The organism is Halosegnis rubeus (assembly GCF_009184545.1).
Classification (GTDB): Archaea; Halobacteriota; Halobacteria; order Halobacteriales; family Haloarculaceae; genus Halosegnis; species Halosegnis rubeus.
The window spans coordinates 492,828-509,273 of the sequence record NZ_QJOW01000001.1 but is presented as its reverse complement, the minus strand read 5'-3'; the positions used below and the strand labels follow the sequence as shown (position 1 = coordinate 509,273).

General features: G+C 66.9%; 17 protein-coding genes. 10 read left to right on the top strand and 7 right to left on the bottom strand.

Annotation, left to right across the window (positions count from 1 at the left end; all coding sequences use genetic code 11):
- Positions 1 to 108 precede the first annotated feature (108 nt).
- Both gcvH and gcvT read right to left on the bottom strand, forming a co-directional pair.
- On the bottom strand, positions 109 to 489 hold the full coding sequence (gcvH, locus tag DMP03_RS02675; protein WP_152119174.1) for a glycine cleavage system protein GcvH: 381 nt from the start codon (positions 487 to 489) through the stop codon (positions 109 to 111).
- On the bottom strand, positions 486 to 1,583 hold the full coding sequence (gcvT, locus tag DMP03_RS02670; RefSeq protein ID WP_152119173.1) for a glycine cleavage system aminomethyltransferase GcvT: 1,098 nt from the start codon (positions 1,581 to 1,583) through the stop codon (positions 486 to 488). Before gcvT ends, gcvH begins: the two co-directional genes overlap by 4 nt.
- A gap of 241 nt (positions 1,584 to 1,824) precedes the next feature.
- Between gcvT and DMP03_RS02665 the strand changes: the two genes are divergently transcribed.
- Both DMP03_RS02665 and DMP03_RS02660 read left to right on the top strand, forming a co-directional pair.
- Positions 1,825 to 2,253 carry an NYN domain-containing protein gene (locus DMP03_RS02665; protein ID WP_152119172.1) on the top strand — a complete coding sequence of 143 codons (429 nt, stop codon included), beginning with the start codon at positions 1,825 to 1,827 and terminating at the stop codon, positions 2,251 to 2,253.
- 30 nt (positions 2,254 to 2,283) lie between these two features.
- The gene (locus tag DMP03_RS02660) at positions 2,284 to 3,312 is read left to right on the top strand and encodes a sodium:calcium antiporter (RefSeq protein ID WP_152119171.1); all 1,029 of its coding nucleotides are present in this window, start codon (positions 2,284 to 2,286) and stop codon (positions 3,310 to 3,312) included.
- Position 3,313: 1 nt separating this feature from the next.
- Here DMP03_RS02660 and DMP03_RS02655 read toward each other — a convergent pair whose 3' ends face one another.
- On the bottom strand, positions 3,314 to 3,709 hold the full coding sequence (locus tag DMP03_RS02655; protein ID WP_152119170.1) for a DUF5684 domain-containing protein: 396 nt from the start codon (positions 3,707 to 3,709) through the stop codon (positions 3,314 to 3,316).
- Positions 3,710 to 3,832: 123 nt separating this feature from the next.
- On the opposite strand from DMP03_RS02655, the gene DMP03_RS02650 reads away from it, so the two are divergent.
- From DMP03_RS02650 to DMP03_RS02640, 3 genes are read left to right on the top strand one after another with little or no spacing between them, the layout of a single operon-like run.
- Positions 3,833 to 4,663 carry a TatD family hydrolase gene (locus DMP03_RS02650; protein WP_152119169.1) on the top strand — a complete coding sequence of 277 codons (831 nt, stop codon included), beginning with the start codon at positions 3,833 to 3,835 and terminating at the stop codon, positions 4,661 to 4,663.
- A 38-nt stretch (positions 4,664 to 4,701) separates the two neighbouring features.
- Complete coding sequence (locus DMP03_RS02645; RefSeq protein ID WP_152119168.1) at positions 4,702 to 5,862, top strand: molybdopterin molybdotransferase MoeA; 1,161 nt, start codon at positions 4,702 to 4,704, stop codon at positions 5,860 to 5,862.
- A complete protein-coding gene (locus DMP03_RS02640; RefSeq protein ID WP_152119167.1) occupies positions 5,859 to 7,730 on the top strand; it encodes a molybdopterin biosynthesis protein in 1,872 nt (623 codons plus the stop codon). Before DMP03_RS02645 ends, DMP03_RS02640 begins: the two co-directional genes overlap by 4 nt.
- Here DMP03_RS02640 and DMP03_RS02635 read toward each other — a convergent pair.
- The 3 genes from DMP03_RS02635 to DMP03_RS02625 all read right to left on the bottom strand — a co-directional run bounded on the left by DMP03_RS02635 (position 7,679) and on the right by DMP03_RS02625 (position 9,777).
- Complete coding sequence (locus tag DMP03_RS02635; RefSeq protein WP_152119166.1) at positions 7,679 to 8,329, bottom strand: HAD family hydrolase; 651 nt, start codon at positions 8,327 to 8,329, stop codon at positions 7,679 to 7,681. The genes DMP03_RS02640 and DMP03_RS02635 overlap by 52 nt on opposite strands.
- Positions 8,330 to 8,481: 152 nt before the next feature.
- Positions 8,482 to 8,760 carry a 4a-hydroxytetrahydrobiopterin dehydratase gene (locus DMP03_RS02630; RefSeq protein ID WP_152119165.1) on the bottom strand — a complete coding sequence of 93 codons (279 nt, stop codon included), beginning with the start codon at positions 8,758 to 8,760 and terminating at the stop codon, positions 8,482 to 8,484.
- Between the two features lie 219 nt (positions 8,761 to 8,979).
- Positions 8,980 to 9,777 (bottom strand): COX15/CtaA family protein, encoded by a 798-nt coding sequence (locus DMP03_RS02625; RefSeq protein ID WP_152119164.1) that lies wholly within the window; start codon positions 9,775 to 9,777, stop codon positions 8,980 to 8,982.
- A 107-nt stretch (positions 9,778 to 9,884) separates the two neighbouring features.
- Here DMP03_RS02625 and DMP03_RS02620 point away from each other — a divergent pair, with 107 nt between their 5' ends.
- The 5 genes from DMP03_RS02620 to DMP03_RS02600 are packed head-to-tail and all read left to right on the top strand — an operon-like array spanning position 9,885 to position 14,879.
- The gene (locus tag DMP03_RS02620; protein ID WP_152119163.1) at positions 9,885 to 12,131 is read left to right on the top strand and encodes an NADP-dependent malic enzyme; all 2,247 of its coding nucleotides are present in this window, start codon (positions 9,885 to 9,887) and stop codon (positions 12,129 to 12,131) included.
- Positions 12,132 to 12,191: 60 nt separating this feature from the next.
- The gene (locus tag DMP03_RS02615) at positions 12,192 to 12,539 is read left to right on the top strand and encodes a transporter substrate-binding domain-containing protein (RefSeq protein WP_152119162.1); all 348 of its coding nucleotides are present in this window, start codon (positions 12,192 to 12,194) and stop codon (positions 12,537 to 12,539) included.
- A complete protein-coding gene (locus DMP03_RS02610; RefSeq protein WP_152119161.1) occupies positions 12,539 to 13,216 on the top strand; it encodes an amino acid ABC transporter permease in 678 nt (225 codons plus the stop codon). Before DMP03_RS02615 ends, DMP03_RS02610 begins: the two co-directional genes overlap by 1 nt.
- The gene (locus tag DMP03_RS02605; protein WP_152119160.1) at positions 13,213 to 13,959 is read left to right on the top strand and encodes an amino acid ABC transporter ATP-binding protein; all 747 of its coding nucleotides are present in this window, start codon (positions 13,213 to 13,215) and stop codon (positions 13,957 to 13,959) included. Before DMP03_RS02610 ends, DMP03_RS02605 begins: the two co-directional genes overlap by 4 nt.
- A complete protein-coding gene (locus DMP03_RS02600; protein ID WP_152119159.1) occupies positions 13,956 to 14,879 on the top strand; it encodes an amino acid ABC transporter permease in 924 nt (307 codons plus the stop codon). The genes DMP03_RS02605 and DMP03_RS02600 overlap by 4 nt, the downstream gene beginning before the upstream one ends.
- Position 14,880: 1 nt before the next feature.
- On the opposite strand, the gene DMP03_RS02595 is transcribed toward DMP03_RS02600, so the two are convergent.
- On the bottom strand, positions 14,881 to 16,335 hold the full coding sequence (locus DMP03_RS02595; protein ID WP_152119158.1) for a replication factor C large subunit: 1,455 nt from the start codon (positions 16,333 to 16,335) through the stop codon (positions 14,881 to 14,883).
- Positions 16,336 to 16,446: the final 111 nt, after the last annotated feature.

Sequence of the window (16,446 nt, the reverse complement as noted above, 5' to 3'; positions counted from 1 at the left end):
GCGATGCTCTGACGAGTCGCCCGCGACGGCCGAGACGGTAGTACGGCGTCCCGTCGCGCGTAGGTAGCCGTCTGTTCGCCACACACGGCAGCGAAGGGAAGCGAGTCGTTACTCGGTCTGGTCGCGGTACTCTTTGGCCGTGAGCAGGCCATCGAAGTCCGACTCCTCGTAGGCGACCTCCAGCATCCAGCCGTCGCCGAAGGGGTCGTCGTTGACGAGTTCCGGCTCGTCGAACAGCCGTTCGTTCACGGCGACGACCTCACCGGAGACGGGCGCGTAGAGATCCGAAACCGCCTTGATGGATTCCACGACGCCGAACTCGGCGTCTCTCGTCACGTCGTCGCCCTCGCTCGGCAGTTCGACGAACACCACGTCGCCGAGTTCGTCCTGTGCGAAGTCGGTGATGCCGATTCGAGCGGTGTCTCCGTCCGGACGGACCCACTCGTGTGATTCCAGGTAGCGACAGTCGGTGTCGATGTCGAAGCTCATGGTTTGTAAAATGGAAGCTGCTGGACGCGGGCGTCTTTCTGGCTGCCGCGGACGACAACCCGCAGGTTCGTCCCCGGGTCGGCGTACTCGATCGGGAGATACCCCATCCCGAGTGGCTCACCGAGCGTCGGGCTCATCGTACCCGAGGTGACCGTGCCGACGACGTGGTTGTCGGTGTTGACGATATCGTAGCCGTGCCGCGGGACGCCCCGCTCGGTGAGTTTGAAGCCGGTGAACTGCTCGTCGGGATCGGTCGCGTCGGCGAGTGCGTCACGGCCGACGAACTCGGTGTCGAGGTCGACCGCGAAGCCGATACCCGCCTCGAACGGCGTACGCGGGTCCGTCTCCGGGTGGAAATCCTGCCCCGCGAGCAGGAATCCCGCCTCGATGCGGAGGGTGTCGCGCGCGCCGAGTCCACACGGCTGGACCGATCCATCGCCGGTGTCGGCGATGTCGTTCCAGACGGACTCGGCATCTGTCTGTGAAAGCAGGAGTTCGACGCCGTCCTCTCCGGTGTAGCCGGTGCGGGCGACGAGACACTCCGCCCCGGCGAGCGTCGCGTTCGTCGCCGTGAACCGCGAGAGACCGCCGAGATGCTCGTCCGCGAGGTCGTCCGCGACCGAAACCGCCTCGGGACCTTGGAGCGCGAACATGGCGTACTCCTCTGTCGCGTTCTCGACTGACGCGTCGAGGTCCCACCGGTCTCGGTGGGCGACCCAGCGGTCGAAAATGTCGTCGTCACCGCCCGCGTTCGGGACGAAGAGGTACGTCTCGCCGTCGGGGAGCAAGTAGACGACGGTGTCGTCGAGCATCGTGCCGTCCCCGGTCGTGATGGCGGCGTACTGTGCCTCGCCCGCGTCGAGGGCGGCCACGTTGTTGCTCGTGAGTCGGTTCATCAGTTCCGTCGCGTCGGGACCGGACACTTCGATTTCGCCCATGTGGGAGACATCGAACAGTCCGGCCGCGTTTCGGACGGCCGCGTGCTCGGTCTGGATACCGTCGAACTCGACGGGCATGTCCCAGCCGCCGAACTCGGTGAATTTCGCGCCACGGTCGGCGTGCACCGCACGCAACGGCGGCGTTTGAAGGGCCATACATCGACGGTTTCGCGCCGAGCGTTAATACGTTCGGTTCCCGGTTGCGAGTGTATCCGACAGGCTGTCACCTACGCACCTCAGTACGCCGCTCAGCCGGTGAACCACACTCCGAGAGCGTGACGGTACGTTTATTTAGCTGAAAGTAAGCGCGAGCAGGGAGGGGGCTTAGCGCCTACTTTCAGTTAAAAAGACTGGGGGGCCATCGATAGCGGTTTGCCGCTCGGCGTGAACCGACGGTATGGACGAGCCAGCGCGGGTCGGCGTCTTCGTCGACGGCCCGAACGTCTTCCGCGAGGAGTTCGACGTGGACCTCGACGAGATTCGCGACACGGCAGATGAGGAGGGCCGACTCGGCGTGAAACGGCTGTATCTGGATGAGGGGGCACCGCCGGAGCTGATTCGCGCCGCCGAGGCCCGCGGCTTCGAGGTGACAGTCACCAGCGGGGACGTGGACGTGAAACTCGCCGTCGACATGACCGAGTTCGTCGCGAGCGGCGAACTCGACACCGTCGTCGTGGTGTCGCGTGATACTGACTTCAAACCGGCCGTCGAGGTTGCAAACCGTCACGGGCTCCGGACGGTCGCGCTCGCGCCGGGCGAACACGGGCGGTCGGACGCGCTCGCGAACGCCGCCCACGCACACGTGACACTCGGCGAAACAGAGTAGACTTTTCTCCGCGAGCGACCACGACAGCGTATGTTCTTCGGACTCGTGCCGGCGACGCCGCCCGCCGCCGCGCTCGTCATCGCCGTCACGACGGCCATCATCTGGCTGGGAAGCGGCTGGCTCGAGCGCTCTGCGGACGAGCTCGCAGCATACTACGGACTGCCGGCGGTCGTGCAGGGGTCAGTGGTCGTCGCCGTCGGCTCCAGCTTTCCGGAACTGGCGAGCGTCGTCATTACCGCGCTCAGCGACTCCTTCTCGATGGGCGTCGGGGCCATCGTCGGCTCCGCCATCTTCAACATCCTCGTGATTCCGGCGCTCGCCGGCGTCATCGCCGACGGCCCGGTCTCGGCCGATCGCACTATAGTCTACAAGGAAGCCCAGTTTTACATGATTGCCGTCTCCGCGCTCGTTATCACCTTCGCGCTCGGCGTCATCTACTACCCAACGGAGGTGAGCCGGCTGGGGGGACAGGTCACTCGTCCGCTGGCCGCGATTCCGCTCGCGCTGTACGGACTGTATCTATTCATCCAGTGGCAGGACGTGAGCGACCACGAGGCCGAGCGCGTCGACGACATCGACGCGTGGCGGAGTTGGGGGTTGTTGGCGCTCGGACTCGGCTTTATTCTCCTCGGCGTTGAGTCGCTCGTGGGGGCAATCGAGGTGTTGAACGCCAGCTTCGGAATTCCGGAGTTCCTCGCCGGCGTGACGATTCTGGCCGCTGCGACGAGTCTCCCGGACGCGCTCGTCAGCGTGCGGGCCGCCCGCGGCGGTGACGGCATCACCAGCCTCGGCAACGTCCTCGGCTCGAACACCTTCGATCTGCTCGTCGCGATTCCGGTCGGCGTCCTCATCGCGGGAACCGCGCCGATCTCGTTCGCCGTCGCCGCACCGATGTTCGGCGTGTTGACCGTGGCGACGATTCTCCTCTTTACCGTCCTCCGGACTGACCTCACCCTCACGGGCGGGGAGGCGTATCTGCTCGCCGCCGCCTATCTCGCCTTCGTCGGCTGGGTGGTCGCCGAGACGCTCGGCGCGACGAGCGTCATCGTCGGCGTCTGAGTCAGTTCGGTCGCCCCCGATACCGGTAGTCGCCGAAGCCGAGAATCGCGTGGAAGATACCCGGCAAGAGGAATAGTCCGACGGTGAATCCCGCACCCTGCCCGAACGCCTCCGAGATTCCACTCGACATCCTGTAGAGGGCATAGAGGTTGACGAGCGGGACGAAGAGCGCCAACAGCCACCAGCCGGAGTTGCCACCAATCTTGAAGAACAGGTACGTGTTGTAGATGGGGACGATGACGCCCCAGCCGGGTTCGCCGGCTTTCGCGAGCATCTTCCAGCCGCCGGCGATGATGACGGCGGTCAACGCGAGTAGAATCAGCAAGAACACGACACTGACACCCGTCGTGGCGTCGCTCTGGAGCGGGGCGATACCGAGTACTGAGCTGCTACTCATACGGCGTGTGGACACGACGAATCGGTATATGCGTTTGGCCACGTGTTCTACCCCGGGAGACTCGCGCGACGGGTCGCAGTCGTGACCCGGAGTGTTTTCGGCGACGGCCATCGAAGCGCCGGTGTGCAACCGATTCTCGACAATCATCTCCATCTCGACCCGGTGAACGGACGAGGGGCCGACGCGGTGGACGATTTCGCCAACGCCGGCGGCACCCACTTGCTCGTCCTCAACAAGCCGTCGTGGCACCTCGTCGGCGAGGTCGACGGTGAGGACGGATTTCGGGAGACGTTCGACCTCACGGTCGAGGTGACCGAACGCGCGAGCGAGAAGCTCCCCGGTCGCGCGTGGCCGGTCCTCGGCGTTCATCCCGGACTCATCTCGCAGTTGCTCGACCGCGGCTACGACCCCGAAGCGGCCCGCGACCTGATGCAGACGGGACTGGACGTGGCGGGCGAGTACGTCGCCGACGGCACGGCACTCGCAATCAAGTCCGGGCGGCCGCACTACGGCGTGACCGACGCGGTGTGGGAGGCGTCGAACGAGGTAATGTGTCACGCCTTCGCGGTCGGTGCCGAACGGGACTGTGCCGTCCAACTCCACACGGAAGGTGGCGACTCGTTTCCCGACATCGCAGCGTGGGCCGCAGACGCCGGTCTGCCGGCCGAGCGGGTGGTCAAACACTACTCCGAGGGACCAATCGAGGGAGCGACGGCGAGCGTCATCTCCCGGAAAGACGAGCTCGAAGCCGCGGCCGAGTCGAGCGAGCCGTTCCTCATGGAGACGGATTTCATCGACGACCCGGACCGTCCGGGCGCGGTGCTCGGTCCGAAGACCGTCCCGCGGCGCATGACGTGGCTCCGCGAGGCCGGCTACGACGCGGCGATGGAGCAGGCACACGTCGAGACGCCGAAGTCGGTCTACGGCATCGACACCGCGGCGACGCTCGACTAGCGCGAGCGACTTTTCTGCCGGCCACCCCGTGTGTCGGTATGCACAATTCGGCAATCAAGCGCGTCACCTCGCTCGCCGACGCCCGGCGGGTCCTCGCGGATATCGTCCCCGCACCGACGGAGACGGCGACGCTCCCGCTAGCTCGGGGGGACGGGCGCGTCATCGCGCGCGACGCTCGCGCCACCGAGCCCGCGCCACCGGAGCAACGAGCCACGGCTGCGGGCGTGGCTGTCCACGCGAGCGCGACCCTCGACGCGGGCGAGCACACGCCGGTCCGACTGCGCGAGAGCGCCGGCCCACCCGACGAAGACGAAGCAACGCCCGTCTCGGCAGGCGAGCCACTCCCGGAGGGCGCGACGGCCGTCGTTCCGAGCGCGGCAGCCGAGACGACCGGCGGCGAAGTCTCGATTACGACCCCCGTCACCGAGGGTGAACACGTCGCCGGCGTAGGGAGCGACATCGAGGTCGGCGACCTGCTCGTTCCCGCGGGGGGGCGGCTGACCCCGGCGCTCCTCGGCACGCTCGCGACAGCCGGCCATGGAAACGTCACCTGCTACGTCAAGCCGACGGTCGGCGTCGTCCCGGTCGGGCGACCCGAGCGCGTCACCGCCACGGGCCGGACGCTCGCCGGTCTCGTTGCCCGCTGGGGTGGCCACCCGGAGGCGCGCGACCCCGTCGACCCTGAATCATACGCCGTGCGGCCGGCGCTCCAGCGCGACCTGACGCGTGACCTCATCGTCACGGTCGGCGGCACGGAGGCCGGCAACGAGTCGGTCGTCCCCGGCGTCGTCGACACGCTCGGCGAACGACACGTCCACGGCGTCGCGGTGGCTCCCGGTCGAGCGACGACGCTCGGCGTCATCGAGGGGACGCCCGTTCTCTCGGTTCCCGGGACGGTGGTCGGGAGTCTCGTCGCCGCGATACAGCTCGTGCGCCCCGCACTCGAACACGGGGGCGGGGGCGCGCTTCCCACGATAGCGACGACGGAGGCGCAACTGGATGGGAAGCTGGCGTCCGCGCCCGGCGAACGCACCTTCGCGCGGGTAGCGCTCGACGGCGAGACGGCGACCCCGATTGCGACGGGTGCGGCGACACAGTGGTCGACCGTCGCGAGCGCCGACGGCTGGGTCGCAGTCCCCGATGCGAGCGAGGGGTACGACGCCGGAGAGACGGTCAGCGTCGAACGGTGGGAGCTGTGAGCGACCGCAAGCAGTTCCGGACGCTCACGCCGCCCGAGGAGCTTCGAGACATTGTCGCCGGACTGGGTATCGACCCCGGCATCAAGCAGGTTCCGCTTTCCGAGGCCCGCGGGCGCGTGCTCGCTGAGCGACTCGACGCTCCGCTCGACGTGCCGGGGTTCGACCGGGCGAGCGTGGACGGCTACGCGCTCCGAGCGAGCGATACGACCGGCGCGAGCGAGACGAATCCGGTCTCGCTCCCGGCCGTCGGGACGGTCCACGCCGGCGAGGAGCCGGACGGGACTGTCGGACCGGGCGAGTGTGTCCAGATTTCGACCGGCGCGGTCGTGCCGTCGGGAGCCGACGCCGTCGTGATGGTCGAACAGACGAACGAGAACGGAGACGTGAGACTCGTCCAGACCGCTCTGACGCCGGGGTCGGGAATCATGCCCGCCGGGGCGGACATCTCGGCCGGTGATCGCGCGCTGCCGCCGGGGACGCGACTCACCGCGCGCGAGACGGGACTGCTCGCCGCGCTGGGCATCGAGTCGGTCCCCGTGCGGGCGCGTCCGACGGTTGGTATCATCTCGACAGGTGACGAACTGGTGCCGGTCGGAGAGCCGCTCGACAGCAGCACGGGCCAGATACACGACGTGAACGCGCCGACGATAGCCGCCGCAGTCGCGGCAGCCGGCGGGGAGCCGAAGCGATACCCGCACGTCGGCGACGACTTCGACGCGATGGCCGACCTGCTCGAACGGGCCAGCGAGGAGTGTGACCTCGTGCTCTCTTCCGGGTCAACGTCCGCGAGTGCGGTCGACGTGGTGTATCGCGTCATCGAGGAGACGGGCGAGCTACTCGTCCACGGGGTCGCCGTCAAGCCGGGCAAGCCGTTGCTCGTCGGCGAACTCGGTGAGGGGGCGTACGTCGGCCTACCGGGATACCCGGTGAGCGCGCTGACGACGTTCCGGGTGTTCGTCGCGCCGGCGATACGCGAGGCCGCCGGGCGTCCGGAACCGGAGCGTGCCACCCTCGCCGGTGAGATGGCCGTCGAGGAGCGGTTCGAGCCGGGGCGGCTCCGATACGTTCCCGTGGGCGTCACGACCGACGGCGGCGGTGACCGGCTCGTCTACCCCGTCGACAAGGGGTCGGGGGCGACCACCTCGCTGACGGACGCCGACGGCGTCGTGGCGATGGCTCCTGAGACACAGTATCTCGCGGCCGGCGAGTCCGTCACCGTCGAGCTGTTCTCGCCAGACGTGCGCCCGCCGGCGCTGTTGGGGATGGGCGCGAGCGGGCCGGGCGTGTCGCGACTGCTCGATTCAGTGTCTCCCGACCGCGGCCGGCCGCCTCGGTATCTCGCGCGCGGCGAGCAGGCGGCCCGGTCGTGGCTCAGCGACGACGTGCCGGATTTCCTCGTCACGAGTGAGGAGGACACCGGAGGGGAGACGATGGGCGCGTGGAGCCGCGAGTGGGGGCTGGTGGTCCCGCGTGGGAATCCAGCGGACGTGACCGACATCGGCGACCTGACTGACGAGGTGCGACTCGTGAGACAGGCGTCGGGAACGGGGCTGCACGCCGCGTTCGAGACGCTGGCCGACGACGCGCCGGTAGGCGCGACCGGCCCGGGAGTCGAGTCACCGGCCCGGCAGGTGATCGACGGCCGGGCCGACGTGGGCGTCGGACTCCGCGCGACGGCAGAGCGGGTGGGCCTCGGCTTCGTCCCGCTCGGAACACAGCGGCTGCACGTTGTAGTGAATCCTTCGCGGACAGAGAAATCAGCGGTAGCACGGCTGGAAGACGCGGTCAGTGGGCTATCGGTCGAGGGGCTGGCGGGCTACGAGCGTGTGGACGCGCCGAACAGTTCGTCGAAGTCGGAGACGCGGTAGTCGCCGCGCACGCACATGCCGCGGCGGTCGTGGCCGTGGCGTTCGACGTGGATGCCGTCGAGTCCGGTGTTCCACGCCGCGCCGATATCGGTCGCGCCGTCACCGGCGAGCACGCCCGCGTCCGACTTCTCTACGTCGAGGTCGGAAAGCACGCGCTCGACGGGCGCAGGATCGGGTTTCCAGCCGATATCGTCCGAACAACAGACTACGGTGTCGAACCAGTCGCGGATGTCGAGGTGGTCGAGCGTCGGGTTCGCGAGACTCGGCTGGGAGTGGGTGATGAGCCCGAGCGGGCCGTCGTAGTCGGCAAAGTGCTCGGCGTCGGAGTAGAGGAAGGTGTGTTCCGCGCGGCGTTGCCCGTCCTCAACGGCGTGAAACGCCTCCCAGAACGCGTCGGGGTCGATGTTCCACCGGGCCAGTTGGTCGTTGCGGAAGCCGCCCAGCCCGTGCCAGAGGATCTGCGCCTGCTCCTGTGAGAAGTCGTAGCCGAGTCGGTCGCCGATGGCGTCGAACACGTCGTGGATGTACCCCTCCTCCACGTCGACGAGAGTGCCGTCTAAATCGAGGAGCCAGTAGTCGTACGCGTCGCCACGGAGCATACAGACGCTACGCGCTCGAGAGTAAGTGTCTTGCGTCGGGCGTGTGCGGCTCGGGTGTCACCGTCGTCACAAGGGGCTCAGAGCGGGGGTATCGGTATCGTCATCGCCGCACGGCCGTCATAGCACGTCGAGAAGTAAGGTGGTTTCGAGGCTTACTCGTACAGTTCGTCCAGTCGCTGTGCGAGCTCGATATCCTTTTTCGTGATGCCACCGGCGTCGTGGGTGGTCAACCGCACCTCGACCTCGCGCCACTCGATGGTGATCGTGGGGTGGTGGAACGCCTCCTCCGCGAGCCCGCCAGCACCGCCGGCGAAACCGACGCCGGCGAGGTAGCTGTCGAACTCGAAGCGACGGACAATTTCGTCACCCTCACGAGACCACTCGTTGGGGAGCTGTGTGTCGATTTCGTCGGAAGACAGCGGCTCTACCATACGTATAGAACGGCGAGTGAGTATATAAATACTGGGCGTCTCTAAGCACGTAGGCACGCCGCTCAATACCGTTCCGACGCTTGTCCTAAACGCCACAAGACGGCGCATGGCTGTCCTGCCGGTGCCGTTCCGATACCCGTTGCTGGGGGGTGACGGGTATCACCGTGGCTCTGGGGACGCACCCGCGAATCTCGGCGGAAGCTCCGCCGAGGTTCTCTCTTAACTCGTTTCCGTGAGCCGCCGGCTCAGTCGGTCCGTATCGCCGACGCGGGCCGCGAGGAGCGTACAGCCGAACACGACCACCAGTCCGACGACGATGAGATAGACGATGGCGTCACCGTACGCGCGGCGGCCGACGATGAGAATCGCGGCCGAGAGCAGCGAACCGACCGTGGCGAACTGCGTCGCGCGCTGGTCGTCCATCCAGACCGCCGCGGCGAGCAGTCCGGCGAGGGCAGCGAGCAACAGTCCGTTGTACACCACCTGAATCGGTGCGGTGAACGTGACGAGGAACCGCGGCGAGAGCAGCGTGGCGAGCGCGAGGAACGGAAGCGCGAGCAGCGCGACACGGCGACCGGTGACGGGAGAGACCTGCGACTCGTAGGTCCACGCGGCCGTCAGCGTCGAGAGCGTAAACAGGAGGACCGGCGTCGCGAAGTGGGCAAACAGCACGGCGATTCCGTACTGGGTCACCGTCAGCGCACCGAGCACGACCTGTATCGGGAGGATAGCGAGGACGGCAGTGCTGGCGTAGCGGACGCGCGAAGACTGGTCGGTCCGCCACGACTGGACCGCGGTCGCGAGTACGGGCAGTCCGGTCGCGCCCGCGATGAGCCGGTGGAACCACTCGATAAAGCTCGGCCAGTTCGCCGGAAACAGCCCGCCGAGCGGCCCGTCACACAGCGGCCACCGCATCTGGCAGGTGAGTCCGGCACCAGCGGCCGCCGTGAAGATTCCCAACGCCATCGTCACCCCGACGAGCACCGCCGTCCCCGCGGCGAGTCTCCGGAATCGCATACCTGTTGTCAGGCCCGCGGAAACTTAACCGGCGCGCTCGGGGAGATTCGACGCCTGACGAATGCCGCTTCGGGTGGATTTTTGAGGCCCCCACGCGGGGGAGTGTCATGGGATTAGACGAGGACGCGTTGGAGTATCACGAGTCGGAGCCGCCCGGCAAGGTGGAGATTTCGACGACGAAGCCGACGAACACCCAGCGAGACCTCTCGCTGGCCTACTCGCCGGGCGTCGCCGCGCCGTGTAACCACATCGCCGCCAACAACGACGACGCCTTCCGCTACACCGCGAAAGGGAACATGGTGGGCGTCGTCTCGAACGGGAGCGCCGTGCTCGGCCTGGGTGACATCGGGGCACAGGCGTCGAAACCCGTCATGGAGGGGAAGGGCGTTCTGTTCAAGCGATTCGCCGACATCGACGTGTTCGACATCGAACTCGACCAGGACGACCCACAGGACATCATCACGAGCGTCGCCGCGATGGAGCCGACGTTCGGCGGCATCAACCTCGAGGACATCTCCGCGCCCGACTGCTTCGAAATCGAGGAGGAGCTCCGCGAGCGGATGGATATCCCCGTCTTCCACGACGACCAACACGGCACGGCCATCATCTCCGGGGCGGCCCTGTTGAACGTCTGTGACGTGACCGGAAAGGACATCTCCGAGTTGAATATCGTCTTTTCGGGAGCGGGCGCGTCGGCTATCGCGACCGCTCGCTTCTACGTCTCGCTGGGCGCACGCAAGGAGAACATCGTGATGTGTGACTCCTCCGGCCCGATTACGCCCGACCGCGACGACGTGAACGAGTACAAACAGGAGTTCGCCAACGAGACCGACGCCGAGGACCTCGCCGGGGCGATGGCGGGGGCCGACGTGTTCGTCGGGCTCTCCGTCGGCGGCATCGTCTCCGAGGAGATGGTCCAGTCGATGGCCGCCGACCCGGCCGTGTTCGCGATGGCGAATCCCGACCCCGAAATCGGCTACGAGGAGGCCAAGAACGCCCGCGACGACACCGTCATCATGGCGACGGGCCGGTCGGATTACCCGAATCAGGTGAACAACGTGCTCGGGTTCCCGTTCCTGTTCCGGGGCGCGCTCGACGTGCGCGCAACCGACATCAACGAACCGATGAAGCGCGCCGCCGCGGAAGCGCTCGCGGAGCTGGCTCGACAGGACGTACCCGACGCCGTCGTGAAGGCGTACGGCGACGAGCCGCTTCGCTACGGGCCGAACTACGTGATTCCGAAGCCGCTCGACCCACGTGTCCTGTTCGAAGTCGCCCCGGCCGTCGCTGAGGCGGCCATCGAGTCGGGCGCAGCCAGACAGGACCTCGACCTCGACAGCTACAGCGAGCAGTTGGAGGCCCGCCTCGGGAAGGGACGTGAGATGATGCGCGTCGTCCTCAACAAGGCGAAGGCCGACCCCAAGCGCGTCGTGCTCGCCGAGGGCGGCGACGAGAAGATCATCCGCGCGGCCTACCAGCTGCTCGAACAGGGCATCGCCGAGCCGGTGCTCATCGGCGACGCCGAGGAGATCCGTCGCACTGCGGCCGACCTCGGGCTGGAGTTCGATCCGGAGATCGTCGACCCCGACGCTCACGACCTCGCGCCCTACGCCGACCGCCTCCACGAGCTTCGCCAGCGGAAGGGAATCACTCGGCGAGAGGCCGGCGAACTCATCAAAGACGGCAACTACCTCGGTAGCACGATGGTGGAGATGGGCGACGCCGACGCGATGTTGACGGGGCTGATGCACCACTACCCCGAGGCACTTCGCGCGCCGTTGCAGGTCGTCGGGACGGCAGACAGCGCGGAGTACGCCGCCGGCGTCTACATGCTCACGTTCAAAGACCGCGTCATGTTCTGTGCGGACACGACGGTCAATCAGGACCCCGATACCGCAGTGCTTCAGGAAGTGACGAAACGCACTGCCGAACTCGCTCGACGGTTCAACGTTGAGCCGCGTGCGGCCCTGCTGTCGTACTCCGACTTCGGTTCCGTCCGCAACGAGGCGACCGCACGGATTCGCGACGCCGCCGACGCGCTCCGTGCAGACGCGAGCGTCGACTTCCCGGTCGACGGGGAGATGCAGGCAGATACCGCCGTCGTCAGCGAGATGCTCGAAGACACCTACGAGTTCACCGACCTCGACGAGCCGGCGAACGTGCTCGTATTCCCGAACCTGGAAGCCGGCAACATCGCGTACAAGCTGCTCCAGCGGCTCGGCGGCGCGGAGGCCATCGGTCCGATGCTCGTCGGAATGGACAAGCCGGTCCACGTCCTCCAGCGCGGCGACGAGGTCAAAGACATCGTCAACCTCGCCGGCGTGGCGGTCGTCGACGCACAGGAAGAAGAGTAGTCCGCGAGCGAGGGCGAGCGGTCCACCGCGTCGGAGCTCGGCGATCTCTCGGGCCGCCCGGTGGGCGCACAGTCCGGGACGACCGGTGAGGAGACCATCCAGGACGAGCTCATCGCCAACGGCGAACTCGAGGAGTCGAACTACACGAGCTACGACAACTACGTGCTCGCGGTCGAGGACCTGGAGAACGGCAACATCGACGCCATCGTCATCGACGAGCCGGTAGGCGACACGTTCGCCAATCAGCGACCCGTCGAGGTGGCGTTCATCTACGAGACGAACGAGCAGTACGGCTTCGGGATGCGGACGGACGACGACGACCTCACGACGGCCGTCAACGAGGGACTCCAGACCGTCCGCGACGACGGCACCTACGAGGACCTGACCGCAGAGTGGTTCGGTAGCTAATGCTGCTGCAGTCTGGCGCGTGGGAGTACATCGCCGCGAACTGGGTGTACCTCGGGTGGGGACTGGTGTTCACCGTCTGTCTGACGGCCGTGAGCGTCGTCCTCGGATTCCTGCTCGGCTTGCCGGCCGGCATCATCGAGACGTACGGCTCCGGCTACAGCCGCGGGCTCGTCGAACGCGCCGGCGTCCTCGTTCGCGGGACGCCCATCGTCATCATCCTCGTGGCGTTTTACTTCCTGTTCCCGCTCACGATAGCAGCGTTCTGGGCAGCGGCGCTGGGACTGGGGATTCGGAGCGCGGCCTACCAGTCACAGATATTCCGCGGCGCGCTCCAGTCGGTCGGCGACGGCCAGATGGAGGCGGCTCGGTCGGTCGGGATGTCGAAGCTCGACGCCATCCGACGGGTCACCGTCCCGCAGGCGCTTCGGCGGTCGATTCCCGGCTTCCAAAACGAGTTCACCATCGTCCTGAAGGACACCTCCGTGGCGTACGCCATCGGACTGGGCGAGCTGCTCACCCGCGGGACGAACCTCTATCTCACCGAACAGGGGAACACCGCCGTCTTGGAGATCTTCCTCGCCATCTCGGCCGTGTACTTCGTCCTCACGATGACGACGAACCTCTCGCTCGACGCGCTCGGGCGACGGTTCGCGATTCCAGGAGGTGAGGGCCGGTGACGCTGCTCGAGTTCGCCGACGTTCACCAGTCGTACGGCGAGGAGGAGGTGCTCGACGGCATCTCCTTCGGCGTCGACCGTGGAGCCGTCGAGGTCATCATCGGTCCCTCCGGCTCCGGAAAGTCGACGCTGTTGCGGTGCGTGAACCGCCTCACCGACATCGACAGCGGCGACATCCGACTCGACGGCACCTCCATCTACGCCCGCGACGAGAACGAACTCCGCCAGCAGGTCGGAATGGTGTTTCAGGACTTCAACCTCTTTGCTCATCTCACGGCCCTGGAGAACGTCACGCTCGGCTTGCGACGGGTGCGCGGCTTCTCCAAGGAGGAGGCCGTCGCGGACGCGCACGACCACCTCGAACGGGTCGGCCTGCTGGAGCAGGCGGAGTCATACCCCGCAGAGCTATCGGGCGGGCAGAAACAGCGGGTCGGCATCGCTCGCGCGCTGGCGATGGACCCCGAAATTATGCTGTTCGACGAGCCGACGAGCGCGCTCGACCCAGAGCTCGTCGGCGAGGTCGTCTCAGTGATGCGTGACCTCGCCGAGGAGGGAATGACGATGCTCGTCGTCACCCACGAGATGGGCTTTGCCCGCTCGACCGCCTCGCGGCTCACTTTCCTGGACGACGGTCGGCTCGTCGAGCAGGGACCACCCGAACAGCTGTTCGAGCGACCGGAACACGAGCGGACGGGGACGTTCCTCCGCCGGCTCACCGAACTCCACGGTGGCATCGACCGATGAGCGCGGCATCGACGGTGCGGGGCCGCGTCGTCAAGGTGACCGGCGGCGGGCTGTTCCGGTGGCTCGCGTTCGGTGTCTTCTGGGGATATCTCGTCGTCAGGTGGCTCTACCAGTGGGTCGGAGCCGACCTGCTCGGGATGGACCCACGCGCGCCGCTGTTACCCGTCGAGACGTTCCGCACGCTCGCGACGACGTGGGACGGGACACGCATCGGCGGCCTGTTCTCGTTCCTCCGAGTGGCGGGCGATGCGCTTCCTGCCGCCGTCACCGGGACGTGGCTCACCATCATCCTCACGGTTGTTGCGATGGCCGCGGGACTGGTCATCGCGGTTCCGCTCGCCGTCACCCGCGTCTACGGCGGTCCCGTGACCCGGTGGGCAGCGCTCGGCTACACGGAGCTCATCCGGGGGACGCCGCTGCTCGCGCAGTTGTTCGTCCTCTACTACGGGCTGTCGCTGTCGGCGACGCTGCGTGAACTCCCGTTCGTCGGTGAAGGGTTCATCCCCGCACAGGCGGCACTGGTCGCAATGATCGGCTTCATCATCAACAGCTCCGCGTATCAGGCAGAGTACATCCGGTCTGCGCTTCAGTCGGTCGAGGTGGGTCAGCTCACCGCCGGTCGTGCGGTCGGGTTATCGAAGCTCCAGACCATCCGGCGTATCGTGCTGCCGCAGGGACTCAGGTACGGGATTCCGGGCTGGAGCAACGAGCTCGTCTACCTCATCAAGTACTCCTCGCTGGCGGCGTTCATCACCGTTCCCGAACTGTACAAGCGGACGCGGGATATCGCCTCGGGAAACTTCCGCTACTTCGAGCTGCTCGTGGTGGCTGGTGTCATCTATCTCGGTCTCGTGCTCTCGGCGTCGGCGCTGATGGGTCGCGTCGAGCAACGGGTCGCGATTCCGGGTCTCGGCGAGTAGCTCACATGAAATCCGACAGCCCGGACTGTGAGTCGTCGTCCGGCTCCGTCGGCTCCTCGTCCGGCTCCTCCTCGGCGAGTACGTCCTCGTCGACGGTCTCGACGCTCCCGCTTTCGGCCTGTGCCGACTCGCTTTCCGCGGCGGCGTCCTCGACGCGCTCCATGAACACGTCGCCACCGTGAGCCTCGGCGGCCTCGGCCCGCAGTTCCTCGGCGTCGTCGACGACCGACTGCACCTTGTTCGTCGACTCGCCGGAGCCGGTGACGAACGCGACCTCGCTCGTCCCGAACTCGTAGCGGGCAGCCATCCGGACCGTGAGGTCGCGGTTCTTGCAGTGGTGCGTCATCACGGCGAGGAACGGGACGATATCGCGGCGGGCGGTCGCGGTGGAGACGCCCGCCACCCGCGCAATCTGGGTCGCAACCTCATCACGGGTCGTGTCCTTCGACGAGCGGTAGGGCGCACCGCCGTAGCGGGTCCAGCCGCCGCGCGTCTCGTTGCGGGCCGCGGCGACGCCGGCCGCGATGTTGTCCGTCGCGTACCGCCAGTAGGAGTAGTTCTGCGTCGCACGGACCCGCCCGAGCCAGCGGTCGGCGCGCGCAAGGTAGTCGTACGCGCGAGCGAGTTCGCCGGCATCGTACACCTTCGGAACCTTGTCCTCGGCCCACAACAGCAGGTCGTCGGGCGTCTCGTCCACGTCGTAGGTGAGATAGAGAGCCGCTTCGGGGTCGTCTTCCTTGAGGACGGAATCGAGGAACTCGAAGATGCCCTTCGTCGTGTCGCGCTCGCCGCTGGTCACGTCCTCGACGCTGATGGCGTCGCGACCGTCCGCGACTGCCTGTAAGTCCTTTACTGCCCCGCGGAGGTCGCCGCTGTTCTGCTCGGCGATGCGTTCGAGGGCGTCCTCGTCGAACTCGATTTCCTCCTTCCGGCAGAGGTCACGGAGCACCGGGACGATGGAGCGGGCCGACACGTCGCGGAACTCGATGGTTTGGCAGGCGTTGCGGAGCCCCCGGGACATGTCGTAAAACTCGTTCGCGATGAGCACCATCGGCTGGCTCGCCTCCTTCACGATACTCGTGACGGCGCGGGCACCGCCGCGGTCGTAGGTGCCGTGGATGTTGTCGGCCTCGTCCATGACGACGAGCCGTCGACCCGGCTCTCCCTCTTTCGCCTGCGTGAGCGTGCTCGATTTCGCCGCTTCACCCGCGACACGGTCGATGATGTCGCCGGTGCGCTGGTCCGAGGCGTTGAGTTCGATGACCGGCCACCCCATGTCGTTGGCGAGTGCGTGGGCCGCGCTCGTCTTGCCGACGCCGGGTGAGCCGTAGATGATAACCGCCTCCCTGTGGTCGTCCCACGTCTCCGCCCACTCCTTCAGGTCGTCGCGCGCGGAGTTGTTTCCTCGCACCTCCGACAGCGTCGTCGGACGATACTTCTCCGTCCAATCTGTCATACTGGTCCCTGCATGCGTCTGTTCTTGTCCACGGTAGCGGGGGCCGGTGGGTAGTCGTTTCGGACAGTCACTTCGCTTCGTCTGTCACTCACTGACAGGGCGGGGAACCGT